This window comes from Methylophaga sp. UBA3613 (assembly GCF_002375415.1).
Taxonomy (GTDB): Bacteria; Pseudomonadota; Gammaproteobacteria; order Nitrosococcales; family Methylophagaceae; genus Methylophaga.
In genome coordinates this window covers 18,603-33,574 of record NZ_DFLS01000009.1, presented here as the reverse complement: position 1 = coordinate 33,574, position 14,972 = coordinate 18,603, and the positions used below count along the sequence as shown (strand labels likewise).

Below are 14,972 nucleotides of genomic sequence, written 5' to 3'. Positions count from 1 at the left end.
GAAAGTGCTGACGCTTGGAGACCGGAGACCAGATCCACTTAATGATATTAGGGATAAGGTTGAATGTTTTTGAGGTTATGATTGTGTCGATTAGGTTCATATCAAACAGCCCTCACCAACTTGCCAGCTTCCTGCTGATGAATAGCCAGCTTTAAATGCTCACAGGCTTTTTCAATTCGATTTAACTGGCTAATGCAGTCGGATTTCTCTCGTTCTGTGTATTTGTTATCAGCTTCGGCCTCACTAATGATATGAGCCATTGAGCCTAATTCGCTGGTGATATGTAGCAGTGATTCAGTTACGCCCCGCTCAGTTGCTCCAGCGCGCTTTTCAGCCAGCCGCATAGCATTGTTAATGCGGTAGTCGTCTGCAATGTTTTGCAGGTTGAGTAACTGATCAGGTGAAAAGTAGGAGTTTTCAGAAGTTGGGCAAGCTTTATTACGCATGACCTGCTCACTCATACCCATTAATGCGGATAGCTCACGGAATGCACCGTTTTTGCCGTCCTTGTATTCGTGTGCTGTGCTCCAGATGGCTAACTTAACTTGATTCATTGTTTGAACTCCTGGAACTTAAATATATTTTTCTTGCCATGGCTCGGTTAATCTGGAGTCATGGATAAATCAGCTTTCAAAAACGTATCAGGCACAAAAAAAGCCCACCCGAAGGTGAGCTGTTATGCGGCTGATTTATTAGTGCTAAGGAAGTCATGTAGGCGCTGGATTTTTTGCACGCCAGGTTCCTTGATGATTCCATCACGAACCTTGCGAACCCATCTCCCGGTTACACCAATATTGGAAGCCACGAACTCCGGCGATAAATCGCTGGCGTTAAGTAACTTCAATGTCTGTTCATATAAGTTTTTATTCATGGGTGAATTATGAACAGTTGTTCCGCAACCTGTCAAGAACAATCGTTCAAATTAGGAACAAAATTTCCCGACGTTTTGTATAAAGTACATGATATGCAAAACAAACCATCTACCCAGGAAACCCTCGTTAATAACCTGAAAAGGTTAATGGATATGTGCGAGTGGGAAATAAAGGACTTGGAAAAGAAAAGCGGCGTTACCGCGAGAATGATACGTTACATACTCAGCGGTGAGCGTTGCCCTTCAATTGAGATCGCAGACAAGCTGGCTGCAGCTTTCAACTTAACTGGTTGGCAATTGATTATGCCTCAGCTTATGGGTGATATTAAGCAAATGCGCCACATTGAAGCCTTAATTGATAACTGGAATAAAGCCGATCCTGACGGAAAGGCTTTTATAGAAGATGCCGCTAAGCGCGAAGCCACCCGCAAAGTTTCAAACGGCGATAGTCACGCACATTAATGATTATATCTACTGCGTGGCATACACCCGTTACGCGTATATGGTGCAAAATACACAAACATAAATGGCGGTTATTGCACCTTAACGCTGAAGGTGAGCAGGTTTTTAATTGTGAAGCCTGTAAGTCTATATCTGTAAAATTAATTTAAACCATTGCTAGATTTATAGCTGTCAACAGCCTCAAGCAGTGCCGCTACTTCAGCAGCGAAGAACATTCTATTTTCATCCGATCCCGTTCTAGCTTTAAGCTTGTATTCCCATGTAGCTCTATCGGCAACGGTTGTATAAGTTGAAGCTATGCGCTCAAGCAGATTCCTATCAACGCTCCAGGCTACATCCTCTCTTAGGGTGCAGCCATATTCACTTATGTAGCTGCAAGATATAACATCGCTTGATATCTTAAGAAGCGGTTTAGACTTTAAATCGCCGCTGGATAAATAGTTTACCTGGTAAAAATTTGACCAATCTTTCATGTAAATAACATCATATACCTGGTATGTCGTCCTACCTGTAGATTTATCTATGTATGCCCTCAAAAAGTTATCATTCCATACCTCACCGCTAGTATTAAACGATCTAAAGCCATATAAGGTATTAATCTCCGCCTTATCTTCAAGCGGGCCATCCTTAACCGTTATTTTCTCACTGAAACCCTCCTTGCTTAAATCTTGAGGTGGGGATTGAGTTGCTTGCTCATATGAGTACGGAGTGCAGCCTGCAATCATAATGGCAGTAATCAAGACGAACATTCTCATCAGTAATTCCTTGTTAGATTAATACAAAACAAGTTTATCCTATAAAACACCTGTTTACGCGCCATATATTTAAACGATAGTAATATTTGCCTTTTTATTTACAAACCCGGAACAATTGTTCTTGACATGTACGGAACAATTGTTCAATAATAGCCCCACGGTCACAGAGAAACCGGCGAACAGTGAACAAACACACGTAAAAATGCCTAGCGCCCTCTCTGTTGACCGGCTTAAGCCACAAAGGCAACGCCGGTCTCGACCAAACCAACAACGGTTACGGGAGCAAAACAACATGAAGTCAGCAAAGATACAACCTACTTATCGAGTCGGTGATTGTTCTGCCGAATACCCAGTGCCTAGAAAGCCTATGGGTGTACTGGAAATCATCCTGCATGTAATCGCCTGCACCTTCCTTGTTTGGATTTTTGCATGGCCTTTGGCAAACATGGTTTTGCAACCGCTTCTTAAAGTTATGGGGGTGCTGTGATGGGTAATTATCCAGAAGGTATCCGCCAATTCGACAGTCACCCGCTAAGCCCTTTTGCTGAAACAGGCCTCAGTCACGATATGGATTTGACTATTGGTGATACGAGCTACGAAGCAATCATTACCTATGACATGAATGGCGATAGACCATCAGTCACCAAGGCCAGAATAAATATTGATGGCGTTTGGGCTGCAATCGAATCTGACCATTTTGACTTCATTGAAGACCAGATGATTGCTGAGCGTGAAGAATCAGAATTAAGCCAAAAGCTGGCAGTTATGGAGAGCGATTATGACTACTAAATTTACTCCTGCTCCTTGGGATCAAGTTTTGCCACTTGGCGGCGTGATTAAGAATGGCGTTAATTACCCATTATCCGTCAGCGATGAAAAGCTTGATGGTGAGTCATGGCTGGATATGCGCGAAAGAACAGAGCCGTTGAGACAAGAAAGAGCGCGTGAAGCAGAAGCAAATATTGCTTTACAGAAAGCCGCACCTGATTTGTATGAGGCGCTGCATTGCTTGACAGAAGAAGTTAAGAAAATGAAAGCCGATATTAAAAACCATCCAAAAATGATTGGGCACTTGTTTGATGCTGATGCCGCCCTAGCCAAAGCACGCGGAGAACAATCATGACCCTTAAAACCTACCTATTCCCCGAAGTAGCAGGTCACGGCGAAATAACAGAATGGGTTCCTGCTGATGTGGCTAGGGAGTTGTTTGAGGCTCTTGAGAAAGTGGTTGTTTTACAAAAAAGCCATTACGGATACGCAATGCAGCTGCATCTAGCAATGATTGATGCTGTAAAGCCAGCTGAGAAAGCCATCAAAAAAGCGTGTGGCGAACAGTCAGGCTCCATGTTTTCTAGTGGCGATTATTTCATTGTTAACAGGGATGAGTAATGACCACCCTACGCGAAATCACATTCGGCTTATTAATTTTCATGGGAATAGCTATGGCTGAACCAACTTTAGAGAAACAGTTTGAACAGGGTTTGAACGAAGCAGAAAGAACTGCTTTTTATGAGATTTTTGGAAATAACAACCAGGAAGGAGAAGAAGATGAACAGCAAGAATGATTTTGTTGATGGCTTCCTAGCAGGTCAGCAAGGGCTTGAATGTCCATCAGATGCTAGCGAAGAATTTAAAGACGCTTACGGGCGCGGATATGAAACATCGGAGCGTGAATCTGCACTGGCAGAAGCTTTAGAAAAGGAGTTAATGCAATGAGTATGTCAAAAATTCAGGCGGAATTAAAAGCGCCTAAAGGTCAGTTCAACAGTTTTGGTAAGTATAAATACCGTAGTTGTGAGGATATTGTTGAGGCTGTAAAGCCAATCCTGGCAAAGCATGAATACTATTTAAGTATGAGTGATGATGTTGTTGGTGTTGGTGATCGCGTTTACATAAAAGCAACATGCCGGGTTATGCAAGGAGACAAGGTGATTGCTGAATCAACAGCACTTGCAAGAGAGGCTGAAACCAAGAAAGGAATGGATGATAGCCAGATTACTGGCACAGCATCCAGTTATGCCCGTAAGTACGCATTAAACGGCCTGTTTGCTATTGACGACACTAAAGATGCAGACACGGACGAGCATAAAACCCATGTAGATACAGCGCCTAAACCAGCAGTGGTTACGGCAGACCAGGCAAAAGAGTTGAAGGATCGCATTCACGAAACATCAACAGATACTGCCCGGTTTCTACAGCACTTCTCAGGCAAGGAAGGTTACACCATCAACAGTGTTGATGAACTTCCACAACGGGCATTTAAGGCTGCGATTGCCATGCTAAACAAGAAAGTTAAGGAGGCTGCGTAATGAAGGTCTTAAATTTGCAACAAGGAACACCGGAATGGCTCAAAGCGCGCGAGAAGGCTTTTACCGCGTCAATCGCCCCCGCCATGATGGGTGAAGGTTACAACAGCCGCGACATTGAAATGGAGTATGCGCTCGGGCTTCGTCAACGTGATAACTCAAAAATGCAGGGACTGTTCGATGAAGGTCATGCGGCAGAGGCCGAAGCTCGCCCAGTGTTTGAGGAAGATTATGGTTTATCCGTTAGCCCGTTAGTGGGCATTAAAGAAATGGAAGGATTGAAACTGCTGGCAAGCTTTGACGGTATCACAATGGATAACGATCTGGTCTGGGAGCATAAATTTACCGGCAAGACGTTTACCGATATTCCAGCCCTGTATTACTGGCAGCTTGAGCATCAGCTTTTAGTCTCCGGAGCCGAAATGGCGGTTTTAACCATTACCAGCCGTAAAGATAGAGCTATTACGCACCATGAGTATAAGCCACAGCCTGAACGCCAGGAAAAGTTAATCAATGGCTGGAAGCAATGGCGGGAAGACCTTGAAAACTTTGAGCGTTCTGACTCCGAATGGCTGGCACTGGCTGAAAACTACAAACAGATTGATCAGCAAATAAAGAACCTGGAAGCGAGTAAGAAAGTCGTTGCTACAAGCTTGCAGAGTCTGGCAGGGAATCATTCTGCAATGGGTGGTGGTGTTCGGGTTTCGGTTTCGGAAGTCTGGGAGAAAAAGCAAACACCAGCCGCATACATCAAGGAAAACAAAATCGAACTGGCAACGGAGCAATTAGTTGAGCCGGTTTATTCATATCGAATCACCGTTAAATAGGAATAAAAATGAGCTTAAGCAACTACTCAGCAACAGGCAATATCGGACGTGATGTGGAAACACGCGCCATACCATCAGGTTCAACCGTAGCGACCTTCCCATTAGCTATAACAACGGGCTTTGGTGATAGGCAAAAAACGATGTGGGTGCGTTGTAATCTTTGGGGTAACAGAGCAACAGGAGGGTTAATTCAGTATTTAGTTAAAGGTCAGTCTGTAGCGGTATCGGGAGAGTTATCTGAAAACGCTTTTACAGGTAATGACGGTATAGAAAAGAAAAGCCTGGAATTGAATGTAAACAGCATTGATTTGATTGGCAGTAAAAAAGAAGGGGGGGCAGCAGCAATCACGACCACAACCAGCAGCACAACAAGCGGGGCCGGATTATTCAGCTGGCAATGACTTTGATGATCAAGATATTCCATTTAACCAGCACTTACGCGGCACGATTATTTAACCACCACTCCCGATTAACAACCAGCCCCTTAAATGGGGCTAAAGGGTGCCAGCAATAGGCTGGAATTTTTGAGAATAGATAAGCGTTAACTAAGCAAAAGGAGATAGTCATGATAACGCGCCGGAGAAAGCCCGGCAGCTGATACAGGTGATCGTATCGGGATGGTGGCTTGTAAAGCCTGGAGGAATAAACCCTGTTGATGGGTAGAGTCACTATCCCAATGCGTGAAGCCTAGAAGCGACGGGATGAACTGGAATAGACCCGTAAGGCACCAGATGTCGAAAGACCTCGCATTAGTGGTTAGGCGCGCCACTTTAAATCCAGCGTCCAATATTGAATACGCAAGTTCTCATCGGACTAGCAACTGTGAAAGCTATTAGACGTGCCCTCTTCTTTCTCAGTGATTAGCAGTTGTTAGTCCAATGCGATAACACTTTTAACGAGGAAATTATTATGAACGAATACGCACCACCAAAGCATGTAATGGATTTATTAAGGAAACAGTGTGATTGCTGCCAGGTATGCAGTGACGTTCCTTGTGCTGGCGTTATGGCGGGCGGGCTGTGTGATAGCTCGTTTGATAGTTCATGTATGTGTGATGAGGATGATTTCGCATTCAGGTGCTACTGGTGCGGCCAAGATGGCTGCGATTGCGACATGCTCTAAAAGACATTTTACAAAGGAATAAGGCAATGGCCTCACCAAATACAGCAGATAAAGATGATATCGGCATTTCATGCCCTGGCTGCTCTACTCCGCTTAAGGGTGGAATCGATGGAAACGTAGGCGGATATAGAGCTTATTGCCAGAAATGCGTTGATGCCATGCCTGCTTTTCCAAAGGGGAATTGCGGCTACACACTTACTGGAACTTATCCAGATTTCAAATGGGTTGAAGCGTGAACCTTAACCACACACAAGAAGGAATTAACTGATGTTGGTATTAACTCGCTCAGTGGGAGACTCAATCATCATCGGTGATGACATTGTGGTGACGGTTTTGGAAGTAAATAGAGGGCAGGTCAGAATCGGCATTGACGCACCTTTATCAGTAGAAAATGACAGGTCAGAACTACGTGAACGGAAACTAGCAAGCAAACTGGAGACAGCGAAATGAAAGCAGAGGATTTAGTTAGAGGCGGTAGATACAACTGGAAAGACCAGCCTGAAAGATTAACTTATTTTGGCAAGTCCGGTTCATGGCATCAATTTGAGCTTGTAGGTATTCAGGGTATCTGGTGTGAAATTCTTGACGAAGATTTGAAATTTATCGAGGAGACGAAATGAAAGGACCAGCACCAACAAAACACGAATACAACGGCGAGCACTTAACCGTTCGTCAGTTAGCTGAGATTAAAGGCGTAGGACGCTCTTATATGGCCTTACTGCTATCAAAGTATGGAGCCTATGATGCGATGGCATATACCCGATTAAACCAGGGTGAGCGCATGAAAAAGCGTTATGACTACAAAGGCCAGCAAATGACATTAGACGAGCTTATTGAGGTTGCGGCCGTTAAATGCACTTGCTCTGCAATGTCTGCCCGAATCAAGCGGCATGGTGTTGATTTTGCCGTAGAGCATGACGACTTTAAAGCACTGAAAAACAATGGTGGCCGGCACATGAAAAAGATGAAGGACCCTGTACTGCCAGAACATGACCCAGAGCAGCACTACCTGGCTAACCTGCTCAGCAGCCTAAAACGCATGGGGATTGATGAAAGCAATATCGAGCATGAAGTTGCTCGCAGATTTGCAGCGTAATGGAGGAATTTATGAAAACAGTAACCGAGAGTATTTTTTCAGGAAAAACACACATCATTCCTATGGCAGAAGTTCACCATATTGAACGTGACATGCGTGAGGATTATTCAGATGCAGTCATTGTTGTGCTAAACGGAACCACTTGGAATGTAGGTATGGACGCTTACAACAATAGCGCGTACCTGCGACACGAAGAAGCATCAGCTTTTCTTTCATGCTGGTGCCGTTATCGTGCGGAATTGGAGTGCGAATCCTTGGCTGATTTATCACCAGACGAGATTATCCCTGGCACGCTAAAAGCATTGCATGAGCTAGGACGCGGAGACAGCTAATGACTAAATCAAATGATGGGTGGGTGCCTGTGGTTGGTGAGGCTTGTGAGTTTCGCTCTGTAGCTAGAGTAGAAGGACTGGAAGACTTTGCCACTGATTTTGAAAAGTGTGTCCCGGAATTTTTGAGCTCGTGCGGCGCTGTCGTTAGGGATGAAAATGACGAGCAGTGCTTTATGGACTTCATGGATTATAACGTTTCGTTTCGTCAAATCAAAACAGAAGCCGAAAAGCGGCGAGATTTGGCTGTTGCTGAAATGCTTTTGCTTGACCCTTACTTGCATGGCGCTAAAACAGGAATGCTGTCTCGGGAGGATTTCTGCAAAACACTTTATGACAATGGGTTTAGAAAGATTAAGCCGCTGACTGATAACGCGATTTCAGAGTTAATACAAAATCAATTAGAAAGAAGTTTTGAGTTAGCTGTTAACGATTTGTGCAAAGACGTTGAAGCATACATTCGCGGAGAGCTGGAATTATGAAACCCACCCCAACCGAAATAACCGAATGTAACAGCCATCTACTTTCAGCTATTGGAGAGTGATTATGAGTGAATTGTGTGCGTATATAGCTTTCGGTGTTTTTGTGTTTGCAGTGCTTTTAATCGGACATATTATTGCCCGGTTTATGGAGGATTGATAATGGAAATAGTAACAGACAACAACAAGGTAATAGCCGAGCTTCAACGCCAAAACGATGAGCTGGCGCGACACAGAGATATTCTGGCAGACCACATGGCGGAAGTTAAAGCTATCGCTGATGGTGATAATACTAACACCTTACAGGAAGTAGTAAATCATTGCTTACAAAAGCTGGAATCTATCAAAAAGCTACGCCAACAAAGCAACGGGAGTAATGGGGAATGAGTGAATACGCTGAAAGAGACATTATTGAGCAGGAAGATTATTACGTCAGGCATATAAATGCCATGACCAAAGAAGGCCTTCACAGTAAGTCAGATATTGCAGCCGAATTAGCACATAGAGATATTTCTATATTCAACCTTGAGCAGCAGCTTAAGGCGGCAAAAATAGAAACATTACTGGAGTTTCGCGAACGAATTGAAAGTGTAAATGTGCCGGATAATTACACTGCCGACCAATATTTTGCTTTTAATCGCGGGAAGTTTGCTGTTGTTCAAGCGCTAAGGGAGTACGAACAAGAGCTTGATGAATACGCCAACAGCCTAGAGGGTAAGTGATATGAAAGTTTCAGAATTAATTGAATATTTAAAAACACAACCACAAGACTTGGATGTTATCTATCAATGCTTTAGTGAGCAGGTCATGTTGGATGCCGATGAAATAGAAATAATTGAGGCTTGCGAGCCAAGACCGGATGGATGGATTCAGGACAAAAGAGATGATATGCCCACAAGAAAATATTTGTGCTTTCCAGGTAACTAGCATCATCACCGAATTGAATAAGGATTAATGAAATGAGCGAAGACAGATATACAGTTGTTTCAAATTATGACGGTAGAGTTATTGGTGAAGATTTAACTTTAGAGCAAAGAGATATTTTGCTTAACAAGTTTATTGGGAAGGATTGCCCGATGCCACGATGGTACAGACAGTCAGCTTCTGGCTATATGCCACCATTAACTTTTTCACAGTTAAATTTAGATTAAGGTCGATAACAATGCCCCTAATGAAAGTATCAGTCTACAGGAAGAAACGCTTTGCGGAAGGCTCACGGCCGTCTGTGAACACGATAAAAAAATGGATTGATAACGGCGAAATTCAGGGTGAAATTATCGGCGGAATGTACTATGTTGATCTCGATAAGATTAAGCCAGCAAATCATTTGGTTTCAAAGGTGCTGAGAAATGACGCCACGGCCTAGAAAGCGCGGTAATAAGGATTTAGCCGGACTGAATTTATATGTTCAGAAACGCGGTGAGCGCAATTATTATCAGTATAAGCACCCTATTACTGGCAAGTATCACGGCTTTGGTTTTAACCGTAAGGAGGCGATTGAAGCAGCTAAACAGTTACAGCAGCTATTAAAACAGAACCCTGACTTAGTCGGAAAAGTCGTTCAACCTGCCGGCTCATTCTCAGAATACCTTGAATACTTCCGTGATGAAATCATTCCCCAAAAACGGGTAAATGGTCAGCCATTATCAGATAGCACTGTACGGGAATATTCTCGCCTGATTAAAACCTTCATTACCGAGTTAGGCCATCATGGTTTTGAAACGATTGGCCAGCGTCATATAGCAGAATACTTAAACACTCGCTCAACAGCAGAGGTTTACAACAAGCACAGAACCTTGCTAGTGATGATTTTCCGGCAAGCGGTTTCAGATGAAAAATACCCTGAAAACATTGCTGAGAAAATTGTTAAGCGCGACATGGATAAAACCAAACGTCAGCCGCTTACGCTTGAGCAATACGAATTGATATACAAACATGCCAGCACACCGATTAAGAACGCTATGGAGCTATCCTTGAACGCCCTGCAACGGCGTAGCGATATCCAAAAATGGCGCTTTGACAGCAAGGAAGGTGAATTTTACCGGGTGATTATTCAGAAGACCCGAAAGCATGGCAGCAATTCGAATATTGAAATACCTGCATCATTACCAGTGGCCTACTCTGCTGCTGGTGCAAAAACGCTGGATGATATTGTACGTAATTGTCGGGATGATTTGGCTTGCCCTTATTTAGTCCATGAGTCACGGCAACGGCGTAAAGAGTCAAAAGAAAAAACGCACTCGATGCAGTTATCAGTTAAGCAGATTAGCGATGGATTTGCCAAGGCCAGAGATTTGGCAGGCATTAAAATGGAAAACCCACCAACGTTTCACGAATTACTTGCATTAGGTGAATCGTTACGGGAAAAACAAGGATGGACAACGAAGCAGCTCCAGTTATTGCGTGGGCATCGTAAAGAGAAAACTACGCAAGATTATCTGGATCGGCATATTGAATGGGTTAGGATTGAAATGCCTGCCGTACTTCCTCAGAAAAACTAATAGGCCTTATCATTATGGATGAAAAGCACTTAAATATTTTTGCACGACTCACAGCCGTAGCTGCGATAAAAGAGGCTCAAATAAAGTCAGATCCTATACGGTACTTGTCCGTGGCTGCAGATGAGGTCTTACGTTACAGGAAAATCTTAGAGGACGTGGAAACGGCGTTGATGGGCCTTGATTCTTTTGACTGGATAATTGAGAACACTACGATTGAGCCAAGGGACTTTCAAGGGGAGGATAAGCTGCGTGTAAAAATGGCGCTAGAGATTCTTCGAAACGGAAAAGAGCATTTTAGATTTTAATGCCTACGGGCTTAATGGGGGTTGGTAATGAGTGAAATGTTAGAAATTAAAAAGATTGCAAAAGGAAGGATGAAGGGTATTTCTTTCGGGGATCCAGTGACTAATGTTTGTGCTGGCGAACTGAACCCTCTAAGGCATTGCTTCTTTGTGGATTATAAGGATCGCAAGCATATTGCCGTTTGCACTGACGGGAAAGGTAAATTTGCAGATTTTGATGCCAACGTTATTTATGGTGGGCATTTATCTTACGATGAATCGGTTCGTATTTTCAAACCGATATGGAAAGCTCAGTACGGCAGAAAGAAGTTAGAAAAGAAGTTTGCCAGTGTAGGCACAATTGGTCATGTTGATCACAGTAAATAGTGATCGTATATTATTTGAATATTATTATATATTATTTTATGCGAAAGGCGAAAAGTAAAAACCCGCCAACTTACTGAATTATATAGAGTAAATTGGTAGGCACGATTGGATTCGAACCAACGACCCCCACCATGTCAAGGTGGTGCTCTAACCAACTGAGCTACGTGCCTGCTGTGAAGCGCGAAATTATACGCAGTCAGGCATATTTTGCAAGCGCTTTATACCGCCAATAGAACTAAGTATTTCCAAGCGTATGTATAGGTCTCTATTACAAAGCAACCGGCCCTAGCGCCATCTTTCTGACTTTATCAAGTTCATCTCTTAATTTAGCCGCTTCTTCAAACTCCAGGTTCTGTGCATGTTTATACATTGCATTTTCAATCTGTTGAATACGTTTGGCCAATTGTTGTGGAGACAGTGAGGCATATTTGGCATGTTCTTCTGCCACTTCGGCAAAGCGCAGTTTTTCCTCTTTTTTGCTTTTCGAATCATCCATGCCACCACGAATCGATTTGATAATACCCATCGGGGTAATGCCATGCTCCAGATTGTGGGCAATCTGTTTTTCACGACGCCGATCGGTTTCATCAATTGCCCGTTGCATTGAGCCGGTAATCTTGTCGGCATATAAAATCGCTTTACCATTAAGGTTTCGCGCTGCACGCCCAATTGTCTGAATCAGCGAACGGTCACTGCGCAGGAACCCTTCTTTATCAGCATCCAGAATCGCTACCAGCGAGACTTCAGGTAAATCCAGTCCTTCCCTGAGTAAGTTGATACCCACCAGCACATCAAACTCACCCAGCCGTAGATCACGCAGAATCTCCATCCGTTCGACCGTATCGATATCCGAATGCAGATATCGCACTTTGACGTTGTGTTCGCGAAGATAATCAGTGAGATCTTCAGACATACGTTTGGTCAAGGTGGTGACCAAAACCCGCTCATTGACGGCTGTGCGTTTATTAATCTCGGAAAGCAAATCATCGACCTGCGTACCGACCGGACGAATTTCCACTTCTGGATCGATTAACCCGGTTGGACGCACTACCTGTTCGACGATATTGCCAGCATGTTCTGCTTCATATTTCCCGGGCGTAGCCGAAACAAAAATGGTTTGCGGTGCCTGCTTTTCCCATTCATCAAACATCATTGGTCGGTTATCCAGTGCAGACGGTAATCGGAAACCATAATTCACCAGCGTTTCCTTACGTGACCGATCCCCCTTATACATCGCGCCAATCTGCGGAATCATCACATGGCTTTCATCAATGACCAAAATGGCATCATCAGGCAGATAATCAAATAAAGTGGGCGGTGCCTCTCCTGCTTGTCGAGTCGATAAATGTCGAGAATAGTTTTCAATACCGTTGCAGTAGCCAAGCTCTAATAACATTTCGATATCAAAACGGGTGCGCTGCTCTAAGCGCTGAGCTTCGACTAATTTATTCTGTTCATTTAGTTCAGCCAATCTTTCACGTAATTCATCTTTGATCGAATCCACAGCACCCAGAATGGTCTCGCGGGGGGTGGCATAGTGCGTTTTCGGATAAATGGTAATGCGATTCATCCGTTGCAATATTTCACCCGTTAACGGATCGAAATAACTGATCTGCTCAACTTCATCATCAAACAACTCTACACGTACCGCATCACGTTCCGATTCAGCCGGGAATATATCAATAACCTCGCCTCGAACCCGATAGGTACCACGCGATAATTCAATATCATTTCGCGAATACTGCAACTCGGCAAGACGCCGTAAAATTTCGCGTTGATTAATGATATCGCCCTGAACCAGATGCATGACCATCGCCAGATAGGCATCTTTATCACCCAAACCATAAATACAGGACACACTGGAGACGATAATCGCATCGCGCCGTTCCAGCATGGCTTTGGTTGCTGATAAACGCATTTGCTCTATCTGTTCGTTCACCGAGGCATCTTTATCGATAAAGGTATCGGATGACGGCACATAGGCTTCCGGCTGATAATAATCGTAATAGGAAACGAAATATTCCACCGCATTATTGGGAAAGAACTCTTTCATCTCACTATAAAGTTGTGCAGCCAGCGTTTTATTGGGTGCCAGAACCATTACCGGACGCTGCACAGCTTGCGCAACATTGGCAATCGTAAAGGTTTTTCCCGAGCCGGTGACCCCTAACAGGGTCTGCCACATTTCACCGTTGTTTAATCCCTCAACCAGCGACGCAATCGCAGTTGGTTGATCCCCCGCCGGTTCAAACTCGCAGACTAATTCAAATTGTTTTTTCATACTCTTTAGCAATGTCCGTGTTTATCGTATATTACGGTTTTCTAATCACTATCGTTTCTCGAAGGACAGATTTTGACTATCAAACTCTCACAGCGCGTTCAAAGCATCAAACCCTCACCTACTTTAGCCATTACCGCACGCGCCGCGGCCTTGAGAGCCGAAGGTAAAGATATTATCGGTCTTGGTGCCGGCGAACCGGATTTCGATACGCCGGATCATATTAAACAAGCAGCCGTTAAAGCGCTTGATAAGGGCCAAACCAAATATACCGCGGTTGATGGTACCGCTGAATTGAAAAACGCCATCATCAAAAAGTTTTCCCGTGATAACGGTTTAACTTACGAAGCCAATCAAATTCTGGTTTCATGTGGCGGTAAACAAAGCTTCTTTAATCTGGCACAGGCTTTATTAGAGTCTGGCGATGAAGTAATTATCCCGGCCCCTTACTGGGTATCTTATCCTGATATGGTTTTACTCGCTGATGCCAAACCGGTGATCATCATTGGCGACCGTGATCAACGTTATAAAATCACTCCACAACAACTTGAAGAAGCCATCACTGACAAAACCCGGTTATTTGTCATCAACAGCCCTTCCAACCCAACCGGCATGACTTACACCAAAGCTGAACTTGAAGCATTGGGCGAAGTGTTGCGTAAGTATCCTGACATTCTCATCGCCACTGATGACATGTACGAACTTATATATTGGGCCGATGAACCGTTTTACAATATCGTAATGGCTTGCCCTGATTTATATGACCGCACAATCGTTATGAATGGTGTCTCCAAAGCCTATTCAATGACTGGCTGGCGTATTGGTTATGCCGGTGGCCCTGCTCAATTAATCGGCGCGATGAAAAAAATTCAATCGCAGAGCACATCAAACCCCACATCTATTTCACAAGCGGCCTCAGTCGAAGCCTTAAATGGTGATCAGGGCTGCGTACAAACTATGCTGGTTGAATTCAAAAAACGTCACGATTTTGTGGTCGAAAAGCTCAATCAGATGCAAGGCATTACCGCTCTCGAAACAGATGGTACTTTTTATGTGTTTCCAGATATCAGCGGTGTATTGGCTAACAAACCAGATTTAACAGATGATATGGACTTTGCAGAAGCCTTATTGGTTGAAAAAGGTGTTGCAGTGGTTCCTGGAACCGCATTTGGTCTGAAAAACCATATTCGTTTATCAATTGCCACCAGCGAAAGTAATTTACAAAATGCTTTACAACGCATTGCTGAATTTATTGAGCAATAAATTACTCTGATAATT

Annotated in this window: 27 protein-coding genes and 1 tRNA gene; 24 read left to right on the top strand and 4 right to left on the bottom strand. The window is 43.8% G+C overall.

Going from position 1 to position 14,972, the window contains the following annotated elements:
* Window positions 1-101: 101 nt before the first annotated feature.
* Window positions 102-554: a phage regulatory CII family protein gene (locus B3S93_RS11965; RefSeq protein ID WP_292403092.1), complete on the bottom strand. Its 453-nt coding sequence runs from the start codon at window positions 552-554 to the stop codon at window positions 102-104.
* 410 nt (window positions 555-964) lie between these two features.
* Here B3S93_RS11965 and B3S93_RS11960 point away from each other — a divergent pair, with 410 nt between their 5' ends.
* A complete protein-coding gene (locus B3S93_RS11960) occupies window positions 965-1,333 on the top strand; it encodes a helix-turn-helix domain-containing protein (RefSeq protein WP_292403091.1) in 369 nt (122 codons plus the stop codon).
* A gap of 140 nt (window positions 1,334-1,473) precedes the next feature.
* Here B3S93_RS11960 and B3S93_RS11955 read toward each other — a convergent pair whose 3' ends face one another.
* On the bottom strand, window positions 1,474-2,088 hold the full coding sequence (locus B3S93_RS11955; RefSeq protein ID WP_292403088.1) for a hypothetical protein: 615 nt from the start codon (window positions 2,086-2,088) through the stop codon (window positions 1,474-1,476).
* A gap of 292 nt (window positions 2,089-2,380) precedes the next feature.
* Between B3S93_RS11955 and B3S93_RS11950 the strand changes: the two genes are divergently transcribed.
* The 22 genes from B3S93_RS11950 to B3S93_RS11845 all read left to right on the top strand — a co-directional run bounded on the left by B3S93_RS11950 (window position 2,381) and on the right by B3S93_RS11845 (window position 11,416).
* Entirely contained in the window at window positions 2,381-2,575 is a 195-nt protein-coding gene (locus B3S93_RS11950) for a hypothetical protein (RefSeq protein WP_292403085.1), read from the top strand.
* Entirely contained in the window at window positions 2,575-2,877 is a 303-nt protein-coding gene (locus tag B3S93_RS11945; RefSeq protein WP_292403082.1) for a hypothetical protein, read from the top strand. Before B3S93_RS11950 ends, B3S93_RS11945 begins: the two co-directional genes overlap by 1 nt.
* Entirely contained in the window at window positions 2,867-3,211 is a 345-nt protein-coding gene (locus B3S93_RS11940) for a hypothetical protein (protein WP_292403079.1), read from the top strand. The genes B3S93_RS11945 and B3S93_RS11940 overlap by 11 nt, the downstream gene beginning before the upstream one ends.
* Entirely contained in the window at window positions 3,208-3,477 is a 270-nt protein-coding gene (locus B3S93_RS11935; RefSeq protein ID WP_292403076.1) for a hypothetical protein, read from the top strand. Before B3S93_RS11940 ends, B3S93_RS11935 begins: the two co-directional genes overlap by 4 nt.
* Entirely contained in the window at window positions 3,477-3,653 is a 177-nt protein-coding gene (locus B3S93_RS11930) for a hypothetical protein (RefSeq protein ID WP_292403075.1), read from the top strand. Before B3S93_RS11935 ends, B3S93_RS11930 begins: the two co-directional genes overlap by 1 nt.
* Complete coding sequence (locus tag B3S93_RS11925; protein WP_292403072.1) at window positions 3,637-3,804, top strand: hypothetical protein; 168 nt, start codon at window positions 3,637-3,639, stop codon at window positions 3,802-3,804. The genes B3S93_RS11930 and B3S93_RS11925 overlap by 17 nt, the downstream gene beginning before the upstream one ends.
* Window positions 3,801-4,397 (top strand): ERF family protein, encoded by a 597-nt coding sequence (locus B3S93_RS11920; protein WP_292403070.1) that lies wholly within the window; start codon window positions 3,801-3,803, stop codon window positions 4,395-4,397. Before B3S93_RS11925 ends, B3S93_RS11920 begins: the two co-directional genes overlap by 4 nt.
* Complete coding sequence (locus B3S93_RS11915) at window positions 4,397-5,221, top strand: YqaJ viral recombinase family protein (protein WP_292403067.1); 825 nt, start codon at window positions 4,397-4,399, stop codon at window positions 5,219-5,221. Before B3S93_RS11920 ends, B3S93_RS11915 begins: the two co-directional genes overlap by 1 nt.
* A gap of 8 nt (window positions 5,222-5,229) precedes the next feature.
* Complete coding sequence (locus B3S93_RS11910) at window positions 5,230-5,622, top strand: single-stranded DNA-binding protein (RefSeq protein ID WP_292403064.1); 393 nt, start codon at window positions 5,230-5,232, stop codon at window positions 5,620-5,622.
* 747 nt (window positions 5,623-6,369) lie between these two features.
* On the top strand, window positions 6,370-6,579 hold the full coding sequence (locus tag B3S93_RS11905) for a hypothetical protein (protein WP_292403061.1): 210 nt from the start codon (window positions 6,370-6,372) through the stop codon (window positions 6,577-6,579).
* Window positions 6,580-6,610: 31 nt separating this feature from the next.
* Entirely contained in the window at window positions 6,611-6,793 is a 183-nt protein-coding gene (locus B3S93_RS11900) for a carbon storage regulator (protein WP_292403058.1), read from the top strand.
* Window positions 6,790-6,963 (top strand): hypothetical protein, encoded by a 174-nt coding sequence (locus B3S93_RS11895; RefSeq protein WP_292403055.1) that lies wholly within the window; start codon window positions 6,790-6,792, stop codon window positions 6,961-6,963. Before B3S93_RS11900 ends, B3S93_RS11895 begins: the two co-directional genes overlap by 4 nt.
* Window positions 6,960-7,439 carry a hypothetical protein gene (locus tag B3S93_RS11890; protein WP_292403052.1) on the top strand — a complete coding sequence of 160 codons (480 nt, stop codon included), beginning with the start codon at window positions 6,960-6,962 and terminating at the stop codon, window positions 7,437-7,439. Before B3S93_RS11895 ends, B3S93_RS11890 begins: the two co-directional genes overlap by 4 nt.
* Before the next feature lie 11 nt (window positions 7,440-7,450).
* Complete coding sequence (locus B3S93_RS11885; protein ID WP_292403050.1) at window positions 7,451-7,771, top strand: hypothetical protein; 321 nt, start codon at window positions 7,451-7,453, stop codon at window positions 7,769-7,771.
* Window positions 7,771-8,250 (top strand): hypothetical protein, encoded by a 480-nt coding sequence (locus tag B3S93_RS11880; protein WP_292403048.1) that lies wholly within the window; start codon window positions 7,771-7,773, stop codon window positions 8,248-8,250. The genes B3S93_RS11885 and B3S93_RS11880 overlap by 1 nt, the downstream gene beginning before the upstream one ends.
* A gap of 159 nt (window positions 8,251-8,409) precedes the next feature.
* On the top strand, window positions 8,410-8,634 hold the full coding sequence (locus tag B3S93_RS11875) for a hypothetical protein (RefSeq protein ID WP_292403045.1): 225 nt from the start codon (window positions 8,410-8,412) through the stop codon (window positions 8,632-8,634).
* A complete protein-coding gene (locus tag B3S93_RS11870) occupies window positions 8,631-8,969 on the top strand; it encodes a hypothetical protein (RefSeq protein WP_292403042.1) in 339 nt (112 codons plus the stop codon). Before B3S93_RS11875 ends, B3S93_RS11870 begins: the two co-directional genes overlap by 4 nt.
* 1 nt (window position 8,970) lies before the next feature.
* Window positions 8,971-9,174 carry a hypothetical protein gene (locus B3S93_RS11865; protein WP_292403039.1) on the top strand — a complete coding sequence of 68 codons (204 nt, stop codon included), beginning with the start codon at window positions 8,971-8,973 and terminating at the stop codon, window positions 9,172-9,174.
* Between the two features lie 32 nt (window positions 9,175-9,206).
* Window positions 9,207-9,398 carry a hypothetical protein gene (locus B3S93_RS11860; RefSeq protein ID WP_292403036.1) on the top strand — a complete coding sequence of 64 codons (192 nt, stop codon included), beginning with the start codon at window positions 9,207-9,209 and terminating at the stop codon, window positions 9,396-9,398.
* 198 nt (window positions 9,399-9,596) lie between these two features.
* A complete protein-coding gene (locus tag B3S93_RS11855) occupies window positions 9,597-10,748 on the top strand; it encodes a phage integrase Arm DNA-binding domain-containing protein (protein ID WP_292403032.1) in 1,152 nt (383 codons plus the stop codon).
* Window positions 10,749-10,762: 14 nt separating this feature from the next.
* Window positions 10,763-11,053, top strand: coding sequence for a hypothetical protein (locus tag B3S93_RS11850; protein WP_292403029.1), 291 nt, complete (start codon window positions 10,763-10,765; stop codon window positions 11,051-11,053).
* Between the two features lie 27 nt (window positions 11,054-11,080).
* The gene (locus B3S93_RS11845; protein WP_292403027.1) at window positions 11,081-11,416 is read left to right on the top strand and encodes a hypothetical protein; all 336 of its coding nucleotides are present in this window, start codon (window positions 11,081-11,083) and stop codon (window positions 11,414-11,416) included.
* Window positions 11,417-11,509: 93 nt separating this feature from the next.
* Here B3S93_RS11845 and B3S93_RS11840 read toward each other — a convergent pair.
* Together B3S93_RS11840 and uvrB are read right to left on the bottom strand one after the other, a co-directional pair.
* Window positions 11,510-11,586: transfer RNA gene (locus B3S93_RS11840), tRNA-Val, on the bottom strand.
* Between the two features lie 98 nt (window positions 11,587-11,684).
* Window positions 11,685-13,697: an excinuclease ABC subunit UvrB gene (gene uvrB, locus B3S93_RS11835; protein ID WP_292356016.1), complete on the bottom strand. Its 2,013-nt coding sequence runs from the start codon at window positions 13,695-13,697 to the stop codon at window positions 11,685-11,687.
* Window positions 13,698-13,769: 72 nt separating this feature from the next.
* Here uvrB and B3S93_RS11830 point away from each other — a divergent pair, with 72 nt between their 5' ends.
* Complete coding sequence (locus B3S93_RS11830) at window positions 13,770-14,957, top strand: pyridoxal phosphate-dependent aminotransferase (protein WP_292356018.1); 1,188 nt, start codon at window positions 13,770-13,772, stop codon at window positions 14,955-14,957.
* The last annotated feature ends 15 nt before the right edge of the window (window positions 14,958-14,972 follow it).

Excerpts from the sequence above, each read along its gene's own strand:
- B3S93_RS11965 (WP_292403092.1), bottom strand. The coding sequence starts at position 554 with ATGAATCAAGTTAAGTTAGCCATCTGGAGCACAGCACACGAATACAAG.
- B3S93_RS11960 (WP_292403091.1), top strand. The coding sequence starts at position 965 with ATGCAAAACAAACCATCTACCCAGGAAACCCTCGTTAATAACCTGAAA.
- B3S93_RS11955 (WP_292403088.1), bottom strand. The coding sequence starts at position 2,088 with ATGAGAATGTTCGTCTTGATTACTGCCATTATGATTGCAGGCTGCACT.
- B3S93_RS11950 (WP_292403085.1), top strand. The coding sequence starts at position 2,381 with ATGAAGTCAGCAAAGATACAACCTACTTATCGAGTCGGTGATTGTTCT.
- B3S93_RS11945 (WP_292403082.1), top strand. The coding sequence starts at position 2,575 with ATGGGTAATTATCCAGAAGGTATCCGCCAATTCGACAGTCACCCGCTA.
- B3S93_RS11940 (WP_292403079.1), top strand. The coding sequence starts at position 2,867 with ATGACTACTAAATTTACTCCTGCTCCTTGGGATCAAGTTTTGCCACTT.
- B3S93_RS11935 (WP_292403076.1), top strand. The coding sequence starts at position 3,208 with ATGACCCTTAAAACCTACCTATTCCCCGAAGTAGCAGGTCACGGCGAA.
- B3S93_RS11930 (WP_292403075.1), top strand. The coding sequence starts at position 3,477 with ATGACCACCCTACGCGAAATCACATTCGGCTTATTAATTTTCATGGGA.
- B3S93_RS11925 (WP_292403072.1), top strand. The coding sequence starts at position 3,637 with ATGAACAGCAAGAATGATTTTGTTGATGGCTTCCTAGCAGGTCAGCAA.
- B3S93_RS11920 (WP_292403070.1), top strand. The coding sequence starts at position 3,801 with ATGAGTATGTCAAAAATTCAGGCGGAATTAAAAGCGCCTAAAGGTCAG.
- B3S93_RS11915 (WP_292403067.1), top strand. The coding sequence starts at position 4,397 with ATGAAGGTCTTAAATTTGCAACAAGGAACACCGGAATGGCTCAAAGCG.
- B3S93_RS11910 (WP_292403064.1), top strand. The coding sequence starts at position 5,230 with ATGAGCTTAAGCAACTACTCAGCAACAGGCAATATCGGACGTGATGTG.
- B3S93_RS11905 (WP_292403061.1), top strand. The coding sequence starts at position 6,370 with ATGGCCTCACCAAATACAGCAGATAAAGATGATATCGGCATTTCATGC.
- B3S93_RS11900 (WP_292403058.1), top strand. The coding sequence starts at position 6,611 with ATGTTGGTATTAACTCGCTCAGTGGGAGACTCAATCATCATCGGTGAT.
- B3S93_RS11895 (WP_292403055.1), top strand. The coding sequence starts at position 6,790 with ATGAAAGCAGAGGATTTAGTTAGAGGCGGTAGATACAACTGGAAAGAC.
- B3S93_RS11890 (WP_292403052.1), top strand. The coding sequence starts at position 6,960 with ATGAAAGGACCAGCACCAACAAAACACGAATACAACGGCGAGCACTTA.
- B3S93_RS11885 (WP_292403050.1), top strand. The coding sequence starts at position 7,451 with ATGAAAACAGTAACCGAGAGTATTTTTTCAGGAAAAACACACATCATT.
- B3S93_RS11880 (WP_292403048.1), top strand. The coding sequence starts at position 7,771 with ATGACTAAATCAAATGATGGGTGGGTGCCTGTGGTTGGTGAGGCTTGT.
- B3S93_RS11875 (WP_292403045.1), top strand. The coding sequence starts at position 8,410 with ATGGAAATAGTAACAGACAACAACAAGGTAATAGCCGAGCTTCAACGC.
- B3S93_RS11870 (WP_292403042.1), top strand. The coding sequence starts at position 8,631 with ATGAGTGAATACGCTGAAAGAGACATTATTGAGCAGGAAGATTATTAC.
- B3S93_RS11865 (WP_292403039.1), top strand. The coding sequence starts at position 8,971 with ATGAAAGTTTCAGAATTAATTGAATATTTAAAAACACAACCACAAGAC.
- B3S93_RS11860 (WP_292403036.1), top strand. The coding sequence starts at position 9,207 with ATGAGCGAAGACAGATATACAGTTGTTTCAAATTATGACGGTAGAGTT.
- B3S93_RS11855 (WP_292403032.1), top strand. The coding sequence starts at position 9,597 with ATGACGCCACGGCCTAGAAAGCGCGGTAATAAGGATTTAGCCGGACTG.
- B3S93_RS11850 (WP_292403029.1), top strand. The coding sequence starts at position 10,763 with ATGGATGAAAAGCACTTAAATATTTTTGCACGACTCACAGCCGTAGCT.
- B3S93_RS11845 (WP_292403027.1), top strand. The coding sequence starts at position 11,081 with ATGAGTGAAATGTTAGAAATTAAAAAGATTGCAAAAGGAAGGATGAAG.
- uvrB (WP_292356016.1), bottom strand. The coding sequence starts at position 13,697 with ATGAAAAAACAATTTGAATTAGTCTGCGAGTTTGAACCGGCGGGGGAT.